The organism is Singulisphaera acidiphila DSM 18658 (assembly GCF_000242455.2).
Lineage (GTDB): Bacteria > Planctomycetota > Planctomycetia > Isosphaerales > Isosphaeraceae > Singulisphaera > Singulisphaera acidiphila.
Genome location: NC_019892.1, coordinates 2203495 through 2219183, shown reverse-complemented (window position 1 = coordinate 2219183; position 15689 = coordinate 2203495). Strand labels below are relative to the sequence as shown.

General features: G+C 62.6%; 16 protein-coding genes. 13 read left to right on the top strand and 3 right to left on the bottom strand.

Translation table 11 applies throughout. The features are described from left to right. Positions 1-81 precede the first annotated feature (81 nt). The 3 genes from SINAC_RS08730 (at position 82) to SINAC_RS08720 (ending at position 3747) form a co-directional block, all read left to right on the top strand. Positions 82-921, top strand: a complete 840-nt coding sequence (locus SINAC_RS08730) for a hypothetical protein (RefSeq protein WP_015245322.1) — start codon at positions 82-84, stop codon at positions 919-921. Positions 922-1210: 289 nt separating this feature from the next. After that, complete coding sequence (locus SINAC_RS08725; RefSeq protein ID WP_015245321.1) at positions 1211-2008, top strand: hypothetical protein; 798 nt, start codon at positions 1211-1213, stop codon at positions 2006-2008. Continuing rightward, positions 2002-3747, top strand: coding sequence for an ABC transporter permease (locus tag SINAC_RS08720; RefSeq protein ID WP_015245320.1), 1746 nt, complete (start codon positions 2002-2004; stop codon positions 3745-3747). Before SINAC_RS08725 ends, SINAC_RS08720 begins: the two co-directional genes overlap by 7 nt. Positions 3748-3923: 176 nt before the next feature. On the opposite strand, the gene ftsH is transcribed toward SINAC_RS08720, so the two are convergent. From ftsH to mutM, 3 genes are all read right to left on the bottom strand, one after another. Next, on the bottom strand, positions 3924-5801 hold the full coding sequence (gene ftsH / locus SINAC_RS08715) for an ATP-dependent zinc metalloprotease FtsH (RefSeq protein WP_015245319.1): 1878 nt from the start codon (positions 5799-5801) through the stop codon (positions 3924-3926). A gap of 142 nt (positions 5802-5943) precedes the next feature. After that, positions 5944-7824 carry an ATP-binding protein gene (locus tag SINAC_RS08710; protein WP_015245318.1) on the bottom strand — a complete coding sequence of 627 codons (1881 nt, stop codon included), beginning with the start codon at positions 7822-7824 and terminating at the stop codon, positions 5944-5946. 239 nt (positions 7825-8063) lie between these two features. Then, entirely contained in the window at positions 8064-8924 is an 861-nt protein-coding gene (mutM, locus tag SINAC_RS08705) for a bifunctional DNA-formamidopyrimidine glycosylase/DNA-(apurinic or apyrimidinic site) lyase (RefSeq protein ID WP_044147053.1), read from the bottom strand. A 191-nt stretch (positions 8925-9115) separates the two neighbouring features. Here mutM and SINAC_RS08700 point away from each other — a divergent pair, with 191 nt between their 5' ends. The 10 genes from SINAC_RS08700 to SINAC_RS08655 all read left to right on the top strand — a co-directional run bounded on the left by SINAC_RS08700 (position 9116) and on the right by SINAC_RS08655 (position 15689). Then, complete coding sequence (locus tag SINAC_RS08700) at positions 9116-9949, top strand: DeoR/GlpR family DNA-binding transcription regulator (protein ID WP_015245316.1); 834 nt, start codon at positions 9116-9118, stop codon at positions 9947-9949. Next, positions 9946-10629 carry a PduL/EutD family phosphate acyltransferase gene (locus SINAC_RS08695; RefSeq protein ID WP_015245315.1) on the top strand — a complete coding sequence of 228 codons (684 nt, stop codon included), beginning with the start codon at positions 9946-9948 and terminating at the stop codon, positions 10627-10629. The genes SINAC_RS08700 and SINAC_RS08695 overlap by 4 nt, the downstream gene beginning before the upstream one ends. A 53-nt stretch (positions 10630-10682) precedes the next feature. Beyond that, complete coding sequence (locus SINAC_RS08690; RefSeq protein ID WP_015245314.1) at positions 10683-11012, top strand: BMC domain-containing protein; 330 nt, start codon at positions 10683-10685, stop codon at positions 11010-11012. A gap of 4 nt (positions 11013-11016) precedes the next feature. Next, the gene (locus SINAC_RS08685) at positions 11017-11337 is read left to right on the top strand and encodes a BMC domain-containing protein (RefSeq protein WP_015245313.1); all 321 of its coding nucleotides are present in this window, start codon (positions 11017-11019) and stop codon (positions 11335-11337) included. Between the two features lie 86 nt (positions 11338-11423). Next, positions 11424-11711 carry a BMC domain-containing protein gene (locus tag SINAC_RS08680; RefSeq protein ID WP_015245312.1) on the top strand — a complete coding sequence of 96 codons (288 nt, stop codon included), beginning with the start codon at positions 11424-11426 and terminating at the stop codon, positions 11709-11711. Continuing rightward, on the top strand, positions 11708-12904 hold the full coding sequence (locus SINAC_RS08675; protein WP_015245311.1) for an acetate/propionate family kinase: 1197 nt from the start codon (positions 11708-11710) through the stop codon (positions 12902-12904). The genes SINAC_RS08680 and SINAC_RS08675 overlap by 4 nt, the downstream gene beginning before the upstream one ends. Before the next feature lie 25 nt (positions 12905-12929). Beyond that, positions 12930-13247, top strand: coding sequence for a EutN/CcmL family microcompartment protein (locus SINAC_RS08670; protein ID WP_015245310.1), 318 nt, complete (start codon positions 12930-12932; stop codon positions 13245-13247). A 72-nt stretch (positions 13248-13319) separates the two neighbouring features. Then, positions 13320-14747 (top strand): aldehyde dehydrogenase, encoded by a 1428-nt coding sequence (locus SINAC_RS08665; RefSeq protein ID WP_015245309.1) that lies wholly within the window; start codon positions 13320-13322, stop codon positions 14745-14747. A gap of 19 nt (positions 14748-14766) precedes the next feature. After that, on the top strand, positions 14767-15021 hold the full coding sequence (locus tag SINAC_RS08660; RefSeq protein WP_015245308.1) for a EutN/CcmL family microcompartment protein: 255 nt from the start codon (positions 14767-14769) through the stop codon (positions 15019-15021). Next, the gene (locus tag SINAC_RS08655) at positions 15018-15689 is read left to right on the top strand and encodes a hypothetical protein (protein WP_015245307.1); all 672 of its coding nucleotides are present in this window, start codon (positions 15018-15020) and stop codon (positions 15687-15689) included. Before SINAC_RS08660 ends, SINAC_RS08655 begins: the two co-directional genes overlap by 4 nt.

The window sequence follows — 15689 nt, the reverse complement described above, 5'->3', positions numbered from 1 at the left end:
CGCCAAGTCTCATGAAGACGATGAGTAAATTAACCCGAGTTCGTCTCGCATCGTGATCCAAGAGCCTGCTTAGGACCATCCATGGATTCGCTTCCCACAGTCGTGACGGTTGCCCCCAAACCCGGACTTCCCAAGGTGATTGGTTCTTTGAACGTCGCCTTCGGTTTCATGCTCTTCCTGATCGGGCTTGAGTGTCTGAATTTGATCGGCCCATCGTTCACGCAAAACCAGCCGTTCAAGCTTGAACGCGGCGATGCCCAAAGTTTTTACGATCAGTTCCGGCAGCGGCAGATTTTTGAGCTTCAGGCTCGCGAGGAGTCGACCACCGACGAATCGAAAAAGGCGGCGCTGCGTGCCGAACGGCTGGAGCTCACCGCGAATCCCCAGAAAGACATCGACAAACACCTTGATCTCAAATCGATCAATCATGTCCTCCTCCTGCTCAACTGGTATTTCTGGGCCGATTTCGCCACCGCCCCCGTGCTCAACCTGCTGATGCTCGCCTCGGGGATCGGGCTGACCCAGCTTCGGATCTGGGCGCGGAAGATGGCGATCTGGGTGGCCCTCTTGAAGATCGTACGAATCCTTGCGCTGACCTTCTTTTTCACAATCGTGGTCGTCCCTCAAGCTCGTCGAGCGATCGACGGGGTGGCCCATACCGAACTGGGCAAAGTGATCATCATGAAAGCCAACGCCGCCCAGATCAAAGCGAGTACCGGCCCCCCTGCCGTCATTTATACGGCAGAAGATTTTGCCTTGTGGATGGCCACCATGGCCTATTTCTGCGCCGTATTCGGCATGATCCTCTGCCTGATTTACCCGGCGATCTCCTTGGTCATCCTGACCCGCCCGAGCGTCAAGGCCGCTTGCTGTCTCGACGAGGTCTCGGGCACCGAGGAGCGTGAGGGAGAACTGTCGTAAGCGGCGACGCGATGTGATCTCTGCTGAATTCATGGAACCCCGGGCCATGCGAAAACCTCAGGGCCGATATCGTGGGGGCCGGAGGATCACCGCGTCAAGCAATCCGTTTCCGACCACACAAGTTTCACGTATCGCCAATCCTCCGACGAGTGTAAAATAAACACGTCTCCGGAAATCGTGAGCTCTTACGCTCACCGGTTCTGACGAAATAATCCTCCGGGCCCGACGATTGACTTGGCAGAGCCACGCGTTTCAAGGCAATCCTTCCCTACGTGGAGCAACGTGTATCATGGAACCCGTGTCCTCTGCTCCGTTCGTGCTTCCGAACCCACGGATTCCCAAGGTTCTCGGCATCCTGAATATTGTCTTCGCCTCGGCCCTGATGATCTGGGGACTCTGCCTCATCGGCTCGTACGCGTTGATGCCCGTAATGTCGAAGATGCTGGTGAAGGCCCAACAGGACATCCAGACGAAGCAAGATACGACGCGGAAAGCCATCCTCGAAGGTTTTGAGGATGAGGAGAAGGCCGCGACGACCGACGAGGCCAAGGCCGCGGTCGCCGAGAAACGGAAACGCTTTGAGGCCGAGCCTCAGCCTCCGAAAATACCTCAGATGGATCTGGGGGTGCTCGGCATGCAGGAGACGGCCGTTCGATACTATGTCTGGGCCGAATTCGTGAGTGGAGTGGTTCTGAACATTCTGCTTTTGGCCGCGGGAATCGGGTTGGTGACGCGAAGGCCGTGGGGAATCAAGCTGGGCCTGAGCGTTGCTTTGCTAAAGATCATTCGGCTCGTTTTGGTCTACGGCTACGCCGCCCTCGCGATCGTTCCCAAGGTGGCCGTGGGGATGGCCAAGTTTCAGATGCAGTCGATGGCCCAGCAACTCCCCCCAGGCCAGAAGCTGCCGGCGGGTTTCGACGAAACGATGACGAAGTTGCTGTTGATCTGGTACACGTCGTGCGCGGTGATGATGATCATCGTCGGGTCGATTTATCCGATGGTCTCGCTCTGGTTACTGAGCCGTCCAAGTGCTCGAGCGGCCTGCTCGGATTCGGCCAAGTCGCGGGAGCCCGAAAACTCGTGGTGACACTCCTGTCGGCACTATTCGGTCCGCTTGTCGAAGCCGAGTGCCAGAGGGCCCTGGCACGCGGTTGGCTGATCCTCGTGCGGACGCTGGCCGCGCTGGCCATTTTGTCGGTCACGATGATCGTCCTCTGGTACGGTTGGATCTGCGTTTATGCCAACCCCAGCCATCGTCCCTTCTATGAGTTTCGAATCGGACTGACGATCGTTGAGGGGGTCTTATTGACGATCGCGCTGGTGATTGCGCCGGCGGTGTTGGCGGGAACGCTCGCTGGCGAGAAAGAGCGAGGGGCGCTCGGCTTGTTGCTCACCACCAGGCTGACCTCTCGCGAAGTCGTTCTCGGGCGATTCGCGGGCAAGATGACGCAAGTTCTCATGATCTTGCTCGTGGGTGTGCCGTCAATCGTTCTGCTCGCCGCACTGACCGGTTCCACCGCAAAGGCCATGGGCGTCTTACTGCTCCTGCCCGCGGCTGTCGGTTTTGGTGGAGGCGGGTTGTCGATGGCGATCTCGGCCGTATCGCGTCGGGGACGGGATGCCCTTCTGACGGTCTACTTGATTGATCTCGTGTTCCTGCTTGGTCCATTGGCCGGCGCTCTCAACCTTTCACTCGGCCGCTTCGAGTGGCTCACCCTTTTGAACCCGTACAGCACCCTGGATAGCCTCATCTGGGAGGAAAGCTTCGCGCCGCCATTGCTCTCTGCCGGGCTCTGGACGGCTCTCGGGCTGGTCGGTATCGCCGTGGCGTCCTGGCGACTCGTTCCCGTCTGCCTCGGTCAACTCGATGGAGCCCAGGTTGGCCGGATCGGCAAACGGAGAGGCCGGATTCCACCGCTCCACGGTCGGCCGATGTTCTGGAAAGAGCTTTATATCGAACGCGCGGGGACTCTCGGCGGATTGGGGTGGTGGATCGGTGCCAGCCTGACGTTACTCCTGGGAGCCGGCAGCCTCACAATGGCCGGAGTGATGCTCTGGGCCCAGTGGCAACGCCCCATGGCCCAGGAATGGTACAGTTGGTCCCAATCCATGCTCGGCATCGGCGTGGGTCGTTCCGGGATGACCGTCTCCTGGTTGATCCAGTGGGCGATCGGTCTTCGCGCGGCGGTGACAATCGCGTCGGAGCGCGAGCGCGGGACCTGGGATGCGATCTTGACGAGTCCTCTGCATGCCAATGAGATCATCCAGGCGAAGCTTTGGGGCTCCCTCTTTGCACTCCGTTGGCTGTTCGTCGCGGCGGTTCTGGCCTGGAGTCTCAACTTCGCCTTGGGAACGATGTCGGCCGGAGATTATGCCAATCTGATTGTCGGCACTCTGGTCATCGGCGCGTTCATGGCCGCGGTCGGCATTCGCGCGTCCCTCGCCTCCACAACCTCCACCCGGGCCATGGCGATCACGATCGGGATCTGGCTCGGCGCCCTGGTCGCCTTCACGATCATCGCCGCAATTCTCAACGCCATCGCCTGGTTACTGCTTATTCTCGCAATCACAATCATGTCCGACGGCGTCTCCACCCTCTCAGTCAGTATGCGTCAATATGCGACGGCGATGTCCGTCGTGAAACTCGTGATCGGCTTTGCCCCCTACGTTATCACAACACTCATCCTGGTGAGTTACACAAGATTACGGTTCGATCGGCTCGCCGGACGAAGTACGGAAGGTCGGTTCGCCCTCGCAGCTGAGCGCCTCCTCCACGAGCCAACACCTTTAATGTCACCGACCGAAGTGGGCTCGTATACCGAATGACCAGCTCGGTCTTTGAGCCACGCTGATCCGGGTGACCGTGGCGGCTTGTAACCGGAATCGCGAAACGGCAAAACGTCACGGTGGAACCATGGACAATCCAAATACAAGAACAGGCGGGGCACCCTCGGTCCCAGGGGGGAAATTGGATTCAAGAATACTCGGATTTTGAATCGTGATTAGACCAATGCGGAGATCGGTCGAATCTCGTAGGGGTGGGCGTCGAGAATGCCTTGAAGTTCGCTGGCATCGATCGACTCGTGATCCATGAGGGTCCGGGTGATCTCCTCGAGAGCATTTCGGCGTTCGGAGAGAATCAGTGCCGCAGCTTGCTGGGCCTCGTCAAGAATCCGACGAACCTCGAGGTCGATTTCGCGTGCGGTCCGCGGGCTGCACGCGTAGTCGTTGGCTCCGCCCCCGTTGAGGAAGGGGCTTCGCCCGTCGGTCTGGTAGCTGACCCGCCCGATTTTGGGACTCATGCCGAAGTCGGTGACCATTCGCCGGGCGATCTGCGTGGCGCGTTGGAGGTCGCTGGTCGCGCCGTCGGACACTTCGCCGTAGACGATTTCTTCGGCGACCGTGCCTCCCAACAAGGAGCAGATCGTACTTTCCAGCCAGGTTCGGGTATGGAGAAAGCGATCGTCCTCGGGACGATACATTGTGTACCCGAGCGCCGCGGTGCCACGGCCCAGGATCGTGATCTTGTGAACCGGGTCGGTCTGGGGCAGGCTTCGAGAGACGAGGGCGTGGCCCGCCTCGTGGTAGGCGATCCGGACCTTTTCTTCGTGGACGAGCACGCGCTGGCGTTTCTCGGGGCCGGCGATGACGCGTTCGACCCCTTCCTGGAACTCGTCCGACCCAACCTTGGTCTTCCCCTTCCGCGCCGCGAGCAGGGCCGCCTCATTCACGAGGTTGGCCAGGTCGGCGCCGACGAAGCCCGAGGTCATCGCAGCGATTTGCCGGAGGTTGATCTCTTCGTCAAGGGCCACGGTCTTGACGTGGACCTTGAGGATATCTTCTCGGCCGATGATGTCGGGACGGTCGACCACCACCTGGCGATCGAACCGACCCGGGCGCACCAGGGCGGGGTCGAGCATCTCGGGGCGGTTGGTCGCGGCGATGAGAATGATGCCCCGATTGGAGTTGAATCCGTCCATCTGAACCAGGAGTTGATTCAAGGTCTGGTCACGCTCGTCGTGGTTGCCCCCACCGGTCCCGCGTGCCTTTCCCAGGGCGTCGAGTTCGTCGATGAAGATCAGGCAGGGAGCCTTGGCCTCAGCCTGCTGAAAGAGGCTCCGGACGCGGGCTGCGCCGACGCCCACGAACATCTCGACGAAGTCGGAACCGGAGAGCGAGAAAAAGGGGACCCCTGCCTCGCCCGCCACCGCTTTGGCCAGAAGCGTTTTCCCGGTGCCGGGCGGGCCTGCCAGGAGGACCCCCTTGGGAATTCTCCCCCCGAGCGCCTCGTACTTTTCCGGCGTCCGGAGGAACTCGACGACCTCACGGAGTTCGGTCACCGCTTCTTCGTTCCCGGCAACGTCATCGAAAGTGACCCGACGCTCATCTTTCTCGTAGACCTTGGGCCGGCTCTTGGCGAACGCCATCGCCGATCCCATTCCACCCGACCGTTTCATCATGACCCAGAGCGCGACGATCAGAAAGGTCAGGGTGAACGTAGGCAGAAAGACGGTCTGAACCAAGGAGGGACCAGCCTCCGCTTGATACTCGGTGCCGAGTTTCTCGCGGAGCAGTTGAAAGAGTTGCTGATCGTCCTCGAGGCCGACTCGAGACGTGTAGAAATGGGCGGAGGGGGCCTGGGAACGGCTATTTTTCAGTTCGCCGGTGATCCAGGTCGGGCCCACCTTGGCCGAACGAATCTCCCCCTTCTCGAGCCTTCCGAGAAAGTCTCCATACCCGATGTCTTGCCCGGACTGGAAGGTGACGGACCAGTAAATCAAGATCGGTGTGAAAAGCAAGGCGGCCGCAAGAAGGAGCCAGGGAGAAGACCAGGAGAAAGAATGGCGTGGGGGCGCAATGCGCGGGGTCTTAGGATCCATGCCGGGATCATCCGTGTGGTGTCAGACAGGGTGTAAGTTCAAAAAAAAAGGGAGTCGAGGGACAAGCAGAGTCCCTCGGATCGATACAACCGAGACGGTCAACAGGCGGGTCTTCAAAGTTTAGGATTCTGCCCTTGCCTCGTCAATAATTTCTTCCCGACCCGCGAATCGTTTCGCCGAACGGGACGTGCGGACTGCCGTGCGGCAGACCCGCGTCAGAGGAGGACGCGGGGCCATGCGGAAGCTGGGGCCGCGCTTCGACGCGTCGAGCCTTGGAGAGGTCGATCCGCTCGTCGCTGAGATTGACCTCGAACTTGCGATTGCCCGGCAACTGCATCGGAAGCCGAACCGTGAACGTGCTCCCCTGCCCTGGCCGGCTCTCGAGGAAAATGTCCCCTCCGAGCAGCTTGGTCAACTCGCGCACGATCGAAAGTCCGAGCCCCGTTCCCTGGTGCTCGCGCGTTAGGACACTGTCCTCCTGCCCCGGCCCTCCCGCCTGGCGGAACTTCTCGAAGATCCGTTCGCGATCTTCCTCGGCAATCCCGATCCCCGTGTCGGCCACGTCGATGACGACGTGCCGCCCCTCAGTCCGCGCCCGCAACGAGACCCGGCCCCCCTCGGGCGTGAACTTGATCGCGTTGGAGAGCAGGTTGTAGAGAATCTGCCGAAGCTTGCCCGAGTCCTGCCGGAGCAGCGGGATCGCCTCGTCGAGCCGGCACTCAAGGTCGATGTTCTTCCGCTCGGCGATCGGACGGGCCAGGCTGGTCAAGGCCTCGCAGACGTCACGGATCGAGAAGTCCTCGGTCCGGACCTCCATCTTGCCGCTCTCGATCTTGGCCAGGTCGAGAATGTCGTTGATCATCCCGAGAAGCATCTTGCCCGACGACTGGATGTTCGAGGCGTAGCGTCGCTGTCGCTCATTGATCTGCTCGCTCCCGGCGAGGACTTCGGAAAACCCGATGATCGAGTTCAACGGAGTGCGAAGCTCGTGGCTCATCGTCGCCAGGAAGTCGCTCTTGAGCCGGTTCATCTCGAAGAGGGCCATGTTAGCCTGCGCCAGCTCGTCCACTTTGCGGTCGAGGTCGCCGTTGACGTCACGCAGCTCCTGTTGCATCGAAACGAGGTTGTGAAGCATGCGGTTGAACGCATGCGAGAGTTCTTCGAACTCATCACCCGTCTGAATCTGGCTACGAATATTGAGCTTCCCTGCCGCGATCGCGTCGGAGACGTCGCGCAGGTGCTTGACCGGCTTGACGATCACGTAGCGCACGATGACGTAGGAGGCCACCATCGCCAGGATCGCCGTCACGAGTGCGGCCGTAATCAGAATGGCACGATTGTTATGGATCGCCCTGTTGGTGGGTTCCATCCTGAGCTGGATCGAGACCATCCCCGCCAGCTCACCCGCCTTGCGAGGGACGAGCTTTCCGTCAAAACCCTCTCGCCACATATGATCATTGTCGACGGCGTTCTCCCGGCTTCCATGGCAGCCGATGAGACAGCCGGGCGTGTACAAGACCGCCTGATTGTACTCGTAGATCTTCTTGCCAGGCGCGATCCGCCAGTAGGACATGGGCGAGCCGTCGCCGAAGGTATAAGGCTTTCGCGGGTTGCCGGCCTTGCGGAACGCCTCCTCCGAGGACGAAGCACGCTTGAAGAGCGTCAGCGCATTCTGTGCGAATTCGCTCTCCGGAATATCTTTCTTGTCCGTCGTGAACGGCTTATAGATCTTCGACTCATACTTGGGCAAGTCGTCGAGCGGCGACAGGTCATCCCAGAGCATGTTGATCACCTGGGCAAATTCCGAGTTCCCCGTCGCCTTGTAGTGAAGGTTCATGAGGGTCGGCTTGACCAGCATTCGCGCAGTATTCGTCGTCTGGTTAACGACCAGGCTCTCGGTCTTCTGGCCGTACGAGTAGAAGCTCACCGTCACGAGGACGAGGATGCCGCCACCGAAGATGAAGCGGCATTTCCGCTCCAGGCTCGTCTCGCCCAGCAAATGTTTAAAGCTGCGATAGGACACGGGGTTGTCTCCCCCCCTTGGGACGCCGCCCGGGCGTGAACTGGCTTCCTTGCCAAGTCGACACCGTCAATGAAGCCTGAAGGTGGTGCCTCAGAATACCGCAAATCGACGACGACGAATAGAGCGAGATCCAAGGACGGAGGTGCTTTGAACCCAACAGGTTACCGTGGTTAGGGCCGACTTCTCGACGGATTTGTGGCGTCGAGAAACCGGTCGGATCGCGGCGATACCCCCACGACTCAACGTTTGTTGGTACGACGAGGTGGATTGAGGGGCTGGCAGCGGGCGCAAAAGTGCGTCGGCCGCCCGCTCAATCCCGCGATCTTCGTCTTTTCGATCGGGTCGCCACAATTCGGGCAAGGTTGTCCCCCTCGGCCGTACATCGCGTTGCCGGCCAAAAAGCCCCCCTCGAGACCGAGCACAGTGCGATACCCCGCGTCGAAGCTCGACCCCTCCGCCGCAATCGCCTCGGCCAGGACGGCCGGGATCGCGGCGTGCAGTCGGTCGATCTCCGCATTCGATAACTTCGAGGCGGGACGCGAAGGGTGAATCCGCGACCGGAAAAGGATCTCGTCGGCGTAAATGTTGCCGATCCCAGCGAGCACCTTCTGGTCCATGAGCGTCGGCTTGATCCCCCGCGACGTCCGTTCGAGCCGCGCACTCAGCTCTTGCCGGCTGATTTCGAGCGCGTCGGGGCCGTGCGATCGCGCGAACGCCTCCTCGGCCTCCTCGGGGCTGGGATACCAGGCGATCTTGCCCAGGCGGCGGTTGTCGCAGAACCAGATGCTCTCCCGTGGTCCATCCGTCCGGAGTATCAGGCGGATGTGTTCCGGGCGGTCGGGAGGAACCAACCAAAAGCCTCCAGTCATCCGGGGTTGGATGACGATCAATCCACGGCGGTCACCCAGCGCGATGACGACCCACTTGCCGCGACGATCGACGCGGTCGACTTTCGCCCCTTGGCTCAATCGCTCGAACTCGCGGGCCGTATGGCCGACGAGCAAGAACTCGTCGAGGACTTCCACCTCGCGCAGGGTCATCCCCCCGAGCGCTGGCCGTAGGCCCCGCACCATCGTTTCCACTTCGGGTAACTCAGGCATATGGCTTGTCCCCTCAGAGAAATCACCAAGCAGAAGTTTACCGCGAAGCGAGCTTACAATCATCACCATGGCCCGAACCCCTCAAGCTCTTTCAAATTCCGTCAGAACTCTTTGAAGGTTCTTGACAAGTTATGAAAGAGGCCGGAAACTCTCTTGTAAGCTTGTGAACAAAGCCGATCGCCTGAGGCCTGATGCTCGCCGAAACACGCCGCCGCCACTTACTGGATCTAATCGCTCGCCAGGGGTTTGCCACCCTGGACGAGCTGGTCAAGTCGTTGGGGGTGTCGGAGAGCACGGTCCGCCGTGACTTGGAGACCCTCGATCTGACGGGGGCGATCAAGCGGACTCACGGGGGTGCGGTATTTCAGGGAGAGCTGCGTGCCTTGCCCGCGCTCGAGGACCGGGTGACGACCGCCGCGCTCGAGAAGCAGGTGATTGGCCGAGCGACCGCCGCGCTCGTCGAGGAGGGGGATACGGTACTGCTCGACGGAGGCACCACGACCTTGGAGGTGGCTCGCTCCTTGCTGGGCCGGTCGCTTCAGATCGTGACCAATAGCCTGCCGATCGCGCAGCTCGTGGCCTCCTGCCCGTCCATCGACCTGATCTTGATCGGCGGCTACGTGTATCCCCGGACGGGCGTCGCGCTCGGGCCGCTGGCGATCGCCACGATGCAGGGGATCAGGGTCCGCAAGGCGGTGCTGGGCGCCGGCGGAATCGTGGCCGAAGGGATCTACAACTCAAACCTGCTGCTGGTCGAGACCGAGCGACAGATGATGAGTTGCGGACAGGAAGTGATCATCGTCGCCGACCACACCAAGTTCGGCAGGCTGGCGCTGGCGAGGCTTTGCGGATTGGAAGAGGTCCAGCACCTGGTCGTCGACTCCGGCCTGGGAGCTGAGGACCGCGCGATGATGGAGCGGGCGGGGGTGACGATTCACCTCGCGTCTTTGGCGGCAGAGAACGCGGAGGGGCGTGCCAATGCCAATGGCACTCTCCGCTCGGACGGACTGAGGAAGGACGCATGAGTAGCCTCGAGGCCTCGAGAGATCTGGTCGAGCAGCTCGTCCGGTCGATCCTGACGCAGCAACTCGGCAACGGGACCGCCGGCAATGGGCAGGCTGGGCTCGCCAAGCCGAACGTCGTTGCGAATATCTCCGCGCGACACTGTCACCTCACCCAGGAGGACGTGAACGTCCTGTTCGGGGACGGGTATCAGCTCACGGAGATGAAACGGCTCTACCAGGCGACCGACTTCGCCGCCAACGAGACGGTCGCGGTCGTCGGCCCCCGCCAGCGGATGATTCCGGGCGTGCGGATCCTCGGCCCTTGCCGGCAGTTCAGCCAGGTCGAGCTCTCGTTCACCGACTCGATCAGCCTGGGCATCGACATCCCGGTCCGACTCTCGGGGGACGTCGAAGGGACCCCCGGCTGCCTCCTGGTCGGCCCCAAGGGGAGCCTGGTGATGCCCAAGGGGGTGATCCGGGCGGAACGCCACGTTCACATGGGAACCAACGATGCCGCATATTACGGTGTCAAGCATCTCGACCGTTTGAACATGCGGGTGGACAGCCCCTGCCCCACCACGCTTGAGGGCCTGCTCGTGCGGGTCAATCCCGACTGGAAGCTCGAGGTGCATATCGACACCGACGAGGCCAACTGCTGCGACCTGGTGCACGCGACCAACGTCACCTTATTCCGTCCTTGATCGCCGATTCGACCGAAATTTGCCCCATTTGTCCCGACTGAAGGAGGGCCGAAATGGCCGTTGCGACGCTTGAAGCGCTAGGCATGATTGAATGCAAAGGGTTCGTCGCCCTGGTGGAAGCCTGCGACGCGATGTTGAAGGCGGCCAACGTGGAGTTGGTGGGCTGGGACAAGATCGGCAGCGGCCTGGTCACCGCCTTCGTGGCGGGTGACGTCGCCGCCGTGAAAGCCGCCGTCGATGCCGGGGCCGCCGCCGCCAGCCGGATTGGCGAAGTGGTCAGCGTGCAGGTGATCCCCCGCCCCCACGAAGACCTGAGCGGCATCTTGACCTTCACCAAGGCCGCGGCCCAGGCGCCCGCCAAGTCCAAAAATGACGGAGCCTAATCCCATGGCGACGGTTCAAAAAAGCAGCCCGCGGAGCAACGGCAGCACGGGCTTCAATGGTGATGCGTTGGGCCTGATCGAGACCAAGGGGCTGGTCGGCGTCATCGAGGCGACCGACGCCATGCTCAAGGCGGCCAACGTAACCCTGGTCGGGCGCGTCGGCATCGGCGCGGCGTTCATCACGACCCTGGTTCGGGGCGACGTCGGCAGCGTTCGCGCGGCCGTCGAAGCAGGGGCCGAGGCGGCCAGCCGGGTGGGCGAGCTCGTCAGCGCCCACGTGATTCCCCGACCCGACGAAGCGGTCGTGCGCACCTTCATCGGTTGATCCCCAGTGAGGGCGTGGGCCACACGCCAATCCAAAAGACGGCTCCCCATGTGTTGCACACGCCCTACCCGAGGTTTGGAAACGTCATGAACGGCAATGCAATTGGCCTGATCGAGACCCAGGGATTGGTCGGCCTGATCAACGCGATCGACGCGATGCTCAAGGCGGCGAGCGTCGAGCTGGCCAGCTCGATCATCAAGCTCGACGGCGGCGTCGTAAGCGTGGTGGTCCGGGGCGACGTCAGCAGCGTCCGCGCCGCGGTCGAAGCAGGGGCCGAAGCCGCCTCTCGGATCGGCGAGCTCAAGGCGGCGCACGTGATCCCCCGCCCCAGCGACACGATCGTCGCGACCTTCATTGGAGGGTCCAGTCGTTGAAAATCCTCGTCGCTAACCTCGGCAGCACCAGCTTCAAGTACCGCCTCTATGACCTGGAGGGGGAGAATGAGCAAATGCTGGCGCGTGGTGCGATCGAGCGCATCGGCTCAGCCAACTCCAAGGTCACCTTCCAGTCAGCGCGGGGTGATGCGGAGAGCGTCGAGCCGATCGCCAACCACGGCGATGCGGTCCAGTCCTGCCTCGACCAGTTGATCGACCCCGAGCTGGGCGTCCTGGAAGAGGCGGGGGACGTGGCCGCCATCGGGTTCAAGGCGGTCCACGCCCGCAACCTGACCGGCGTGCAACGGGTGAACGAGGACGTGCTCGTGGCGATGGAGGCGTTCGCGGACGTCGCCCCGGCGCACAATCCGCCGTACACCAAGGCGATGCGGATGCTCGCGGAGCGGTTCCCCAATCTCCCCTTGGTCGCCGCGTTCGAGACCGGGTTCCATCGCACGATCCCCGAAGCCAACCAGCGCTACGCCATCCCCGAGGAGTGGACGACCAGCTTGGGGGTCCGCCGCTGGGGGTTCCATGGCGCGAGCCATCGCTACATCGCCGGACGCATGGCCCAGCTCCTCGGCCGCTCGGACTTGAAGCTGATCTCGTGCCACCTGGGGGGGAGCTCCTCCCTCTGTGCGATTCGTGACGGCAAGTCGGTAGCCTGCAGCCTGGGGATGAGCCCGCAGTCGGGCCTGCCGCAGAACAATCGAGTCGGCGACTTCGACCTCTTCGCCCTTCCTGTTCTGCTCCGCGAAACCGGGAAGAGCCTCGAGGAGATCCTCGACATCCTGGCGAACCAGTCGGGGCTCGAAGGGTTGAGCGGCGCCGGTCGAGACTTGCGGGACATCGAGGCAGCCGCCAAGGGCGGAGACGCGAAGGCGAGCCTATCCCTGGGGGTCTACATCGCCGCGGTCCGCCACTACCTCGGGGCCTACCTCGTGGAGTTGGGGGGGGCCGATGCGATCGTCTTCACCGGCGGCATCGGCGAGAACTCGGTCACGATTCGCTCGGGCGTCTGCCGCGACCTGGATTGGTTGGGCGTCTCGTTCGACCCGGTCGCAAACGCGGGAGGGGTGCCTGAACGCAAGGTGTCGGCGGCCGGCTCGCGGATTGAGATCTGGACCGTTCCGACCAATGAAGAGATCGTCGTCGCCCGCCAGACGCGCGAGCTCTTGGCGTCCTCGTCGTGAATTCCAAGCCGTTCCGGAGCCGTCCATGTTCGTCGCACGAGTGACCGGAAGTGTGGTGGCCACCCAGAAGGTGGCGTCGATGACCGGTCACAAGCTCTTGATCGTCGAACCTTATCGGGTGGACGAGAAAAACCGCGACCGCCTGGTGCCGACGGGCCGCACCTTCGTGGTGGTTGACACGCTGGGCGCGGGGCTCGACGAGATGGTCCTGGTGTGCCAGGGGTCGAGCGCCCGGCTCACCCCCGAGACGGAGAAGCTGCCGATCGATGCGGTGGTCATCGGCCTGATCAATACGGTGGATATCGGCGGCCGGGAGATCTTCTCGAGCCGGGAACTCTCTTGAGGCGTCGGTTGTGAATCGGCTCCCCCCTTTCTTGGGTTGGTAGTCCGTTCACCTCCTACATGAGTGCCAACCATGCAAATGACTGAAGACCTGATCCGGAACGTCGTTCAGCAAGTGTTGTCGCAGATGGGAGGCGCGAGCCCGGCCACCAACGGGAAGGCCACGGCCAAGCCGACGGGCCAGTGGGGGATCTATCCCACCGCCGACGCCGCCGTGACCGCCGCCGAAGCGGCCTTCCAGGAATACCGGACCCGCCCGTACGACGACCGCAAAAAGGCCGTCGAGTGCATCAAGCGGATCTGCGTCGAGCAGGCTGAGGAACTCGGCCGGGCCGAACTCGAAGAGACGAAGATCGGCCGGCTCGACCACAAGATCGCCAAGCTTCGCGACGCGATCCCGCAAGTGCCGGGGGTCGAGTACCTCCGGACCGACAACGCGTCGGGGGACAACGGGCTCACGCTCACCGATTACGCTCCATTCGGTGTCATCGGGGCGATCACGCCGGTCACCCACAGCCTGCCGACGTTGGCCGGTAACGCGATCAACATGCTCGCTTCCGGCAACACCGTCGTCTTCAACGCTCACCCGTCAGGGGCGAAGATCGCCGCTGAGGGCGTCCGCCGATTCAACAAGGCGATCCAGCAGGCGATCGGCCTCGACGACCTGCTCACGATCATCGATCCGCCGACCTTGGAATCGGCCTCAGCCCTGTTCGACCACCGTGGCGTCCGCCTCTTGGTGGTGACCGGCGGCCCTGCTGTCGCACGCGCCGCCTTGGCGAGCAAGCGGCGCGCGGTCGTGGCGGGGCCGGGCAATCCGCCGGTGGTCGTCGACTCGACGGCCTGCCTCGACAACGCCGCCCGCTCGATCGTCGCCGGCGCGGCCTTCGACAACAACCTGCTCTGCATCGGTGAGAAGCAAGTGTTCGCGGTCGCCGACATCTTCGACAAGCTGCTCGATACCGTTTCCCGGAACGGTGGTCATCGCCTCAACTCTTCACAGATCGATACGTTGACGAAAGCGGCCTTCAAGCTGGGCGACGATAACGCCTTGCACGTCAACAAGGATCTGGTCGGCCAGGACGCCGCCGTCCTGGCACGCTATGCCGGAGTCGAGGTTCCCCAGGGGACGCAAATCGTGTTCGGCGAGACCGGCGCCGACCATCCGTTCGTCGAGCACGAGCAGATGATGCCGTTCATCCCGTTCGTCCGGGTCTCCAACGTCGACCGGGCCATCGCCATGGCCAAGCAGAGCGAACACGGTTACGGCCACACCGCCGTGCTCCACTCGCGGGACACCTCGGTGATGTCGAAGATGGGCAAACTGATGGACTGCACCGTGTTCGTCATCAACGGCCCGAGCCCCGCCGGACTCGGCCTGGGCGGCGAAGGGACCTTGTCGTTCTCGATCGCGGGGCCGACGGGGGAAGGGCTGACCACTCCCCTGACCTTCTGCCGGCAGCGGCGCACGGCGGTGATCGGAAGCATGCGGTTCGTCTAATCAATGTGAGGAGCGATCGATGCAACTCGGGCGTGTAGTCGGAACGGCAACCTCGACGATCAAGCATGCGTCCTTTCAAGGGGAGCGGCTGCTGATCGTCCAGCTCGAAGGAGTTGAGGGGAAGCCTGACGGCGAACCGGTCCTCGCATTCGATCGCATGGGAGCCGCTCGGGGGGATGTCGTATTAGTCACGAACGACGGAATGACCTTGCAGGAGCAGCTCGGCCGGAACACCCCAGGGCGTTGGAGCGTCATGGGGTTGCCCGACCGATGAGCATCGCAAGCGTCGAACAGGTCGCGGCGGCGGTCAGCGAGGTCTTGCGAGACCTCGACCGGGGCCGTACGTCACGACCGAAAGTCGGGGGTTCACGACAAGACGTCTTCGCCGAGCGGTTGCTCTCGCTCCGCCAGGCGGAGGGATTTGCGGCGAACCGACACGAGGTGCGGATCGCGCCTGGGACGGTGGTCACGCCGCTGGCTCGCGACTTCCTGAAGCGGCAAGGGATCAGTCTCAAAGTGGTTTCGCGGTCCGAGGTCGAACGGGTCCGTGACCCGGGAGAATGGGGGCTGGCGATCGAGTCGGACTCGGGCCTGATCTCGGCCTTTCGGCGGTCGCTGCTCGACGACGTTCGCCCCTGGCACGAGGTCGAAGGGGCGGCCGAAGCCGCCGCGCAGTGGATCAACGCAGCGCCCAGTCGGGGCCTCGTGCTTCTGACGGATCAAGCTTCGGTGGCGGTCTGGCTGGCCTGCCAAGTGCCCGGCGTGAGAGCGGCCCAGGCTGGCGACGTTGACTCGGTCGATCGTGCCATTCGCTGGCTCGGCTTGAACTTGCTTGTGGTCGAGCCGGCGGGGAAGTCGATCTCCTTACTGAAACAGATGAGCCTCGCCTTCCAGCGGGCGGGTGCTCCGCGAACGGTCGATGGCCTCGAAGGGAGGGTCTGA

Excerpts from the sequence above, each read along its gene's own strand:
- ftsH (WP_015245319.1), bottom strand. The coding sequence starts at position 5,801 with ATGGATCCTAAGACCCCGCGCATTGCGCCCCCACGCCATTCTTTCTCC.
- SINAC_RS08725 (WP_015245321.1), top strand. The coding sequence starts at position 1,211 with ATGGAACCCGTGTCCTCTGCTCCGTTCGTGCTTCCGAACCCACGGATT.
- SINAC_RS08665 (WP_015245309.1), top strand. The coding sequence starts at position 13,320 with ATGCAAATGACTGAAGACCTGATCCGGAACGTCGTTCAGCAAGTGTTG.
- SINAC_RS08655 (WP_015245307.1), top strand. The coding sequence starts at position 15,018 with ATGAGCATCGCAAGCGTCGAACAGGTCGCGGCGGCGGTCAGCGAGGTC.
- SINAC_RS08730 (WP_015245322.1), top strand. The coding sequence starts at position 82 with ATGGATTCGCTTCCCACAGTCGTGACGGTTGCCCCCAAACCCGGACTT.
- SINAC_RS08695 (WP_015245315.1), top strand. The coding sequence starts at position 9,946 with ATGAGTAGCCTCGAGGCCTCGAGAGATCTGGTCGAGCAGCTCGTCCGG.
- SINAC_RS08680 (WP_015245312.1), top strand. The coding sequence starts at position 11,424 with ATGAACGGCAATGCAATTGGCCTGATCGAGACCCAGGGATTGGTCGGC.
- SINAC_RS08670 (WP_015245310.1), top strand. The coding sequence starts at position 12,930 with ATGTTCGTCGCACGAGTGACCGGAAGTGTGGTGGCCACCCAGAAGGTG.
- SINAC_RS08690 (WP_015245314.1), top strand. The coding sequence starts at position 10,683 with ATGGCCGTTGCGACGCTTGAAGCGCTAGGCATGATTGAATGCAAAGGG.
- mutM (WP_044147053.1), bottom strand. The coding sequence starts at position 8,924 with ATGCCTGAGTTACCCGAAGTGGAAACGATGGTGCGGGGCCTACGGCCA.
- SINAC_RS08700 (WP_015245316.1), top strand. The coding sequence starts at position 9,116 with ATGCTCGCCGAAACACGCCGCCGCCACTTACTGGATCTAATCGCTCGC.
- SINAC_RS08660 (WP_015245308.1), top strand. The coding sequence starts at position 14,767 with ATGCAACTCGGGCGTGTAGTCGGAACGGCAACCTCGACGATCAAGCAT.
- SINAC_RS08685 (WP_015245313.1), top strand. The coding sequence starts at position 11,017 with ATGGCGACGGTTCAAAAAAGCAGCCCGCGGAGCAACGGCAGCACGGGC.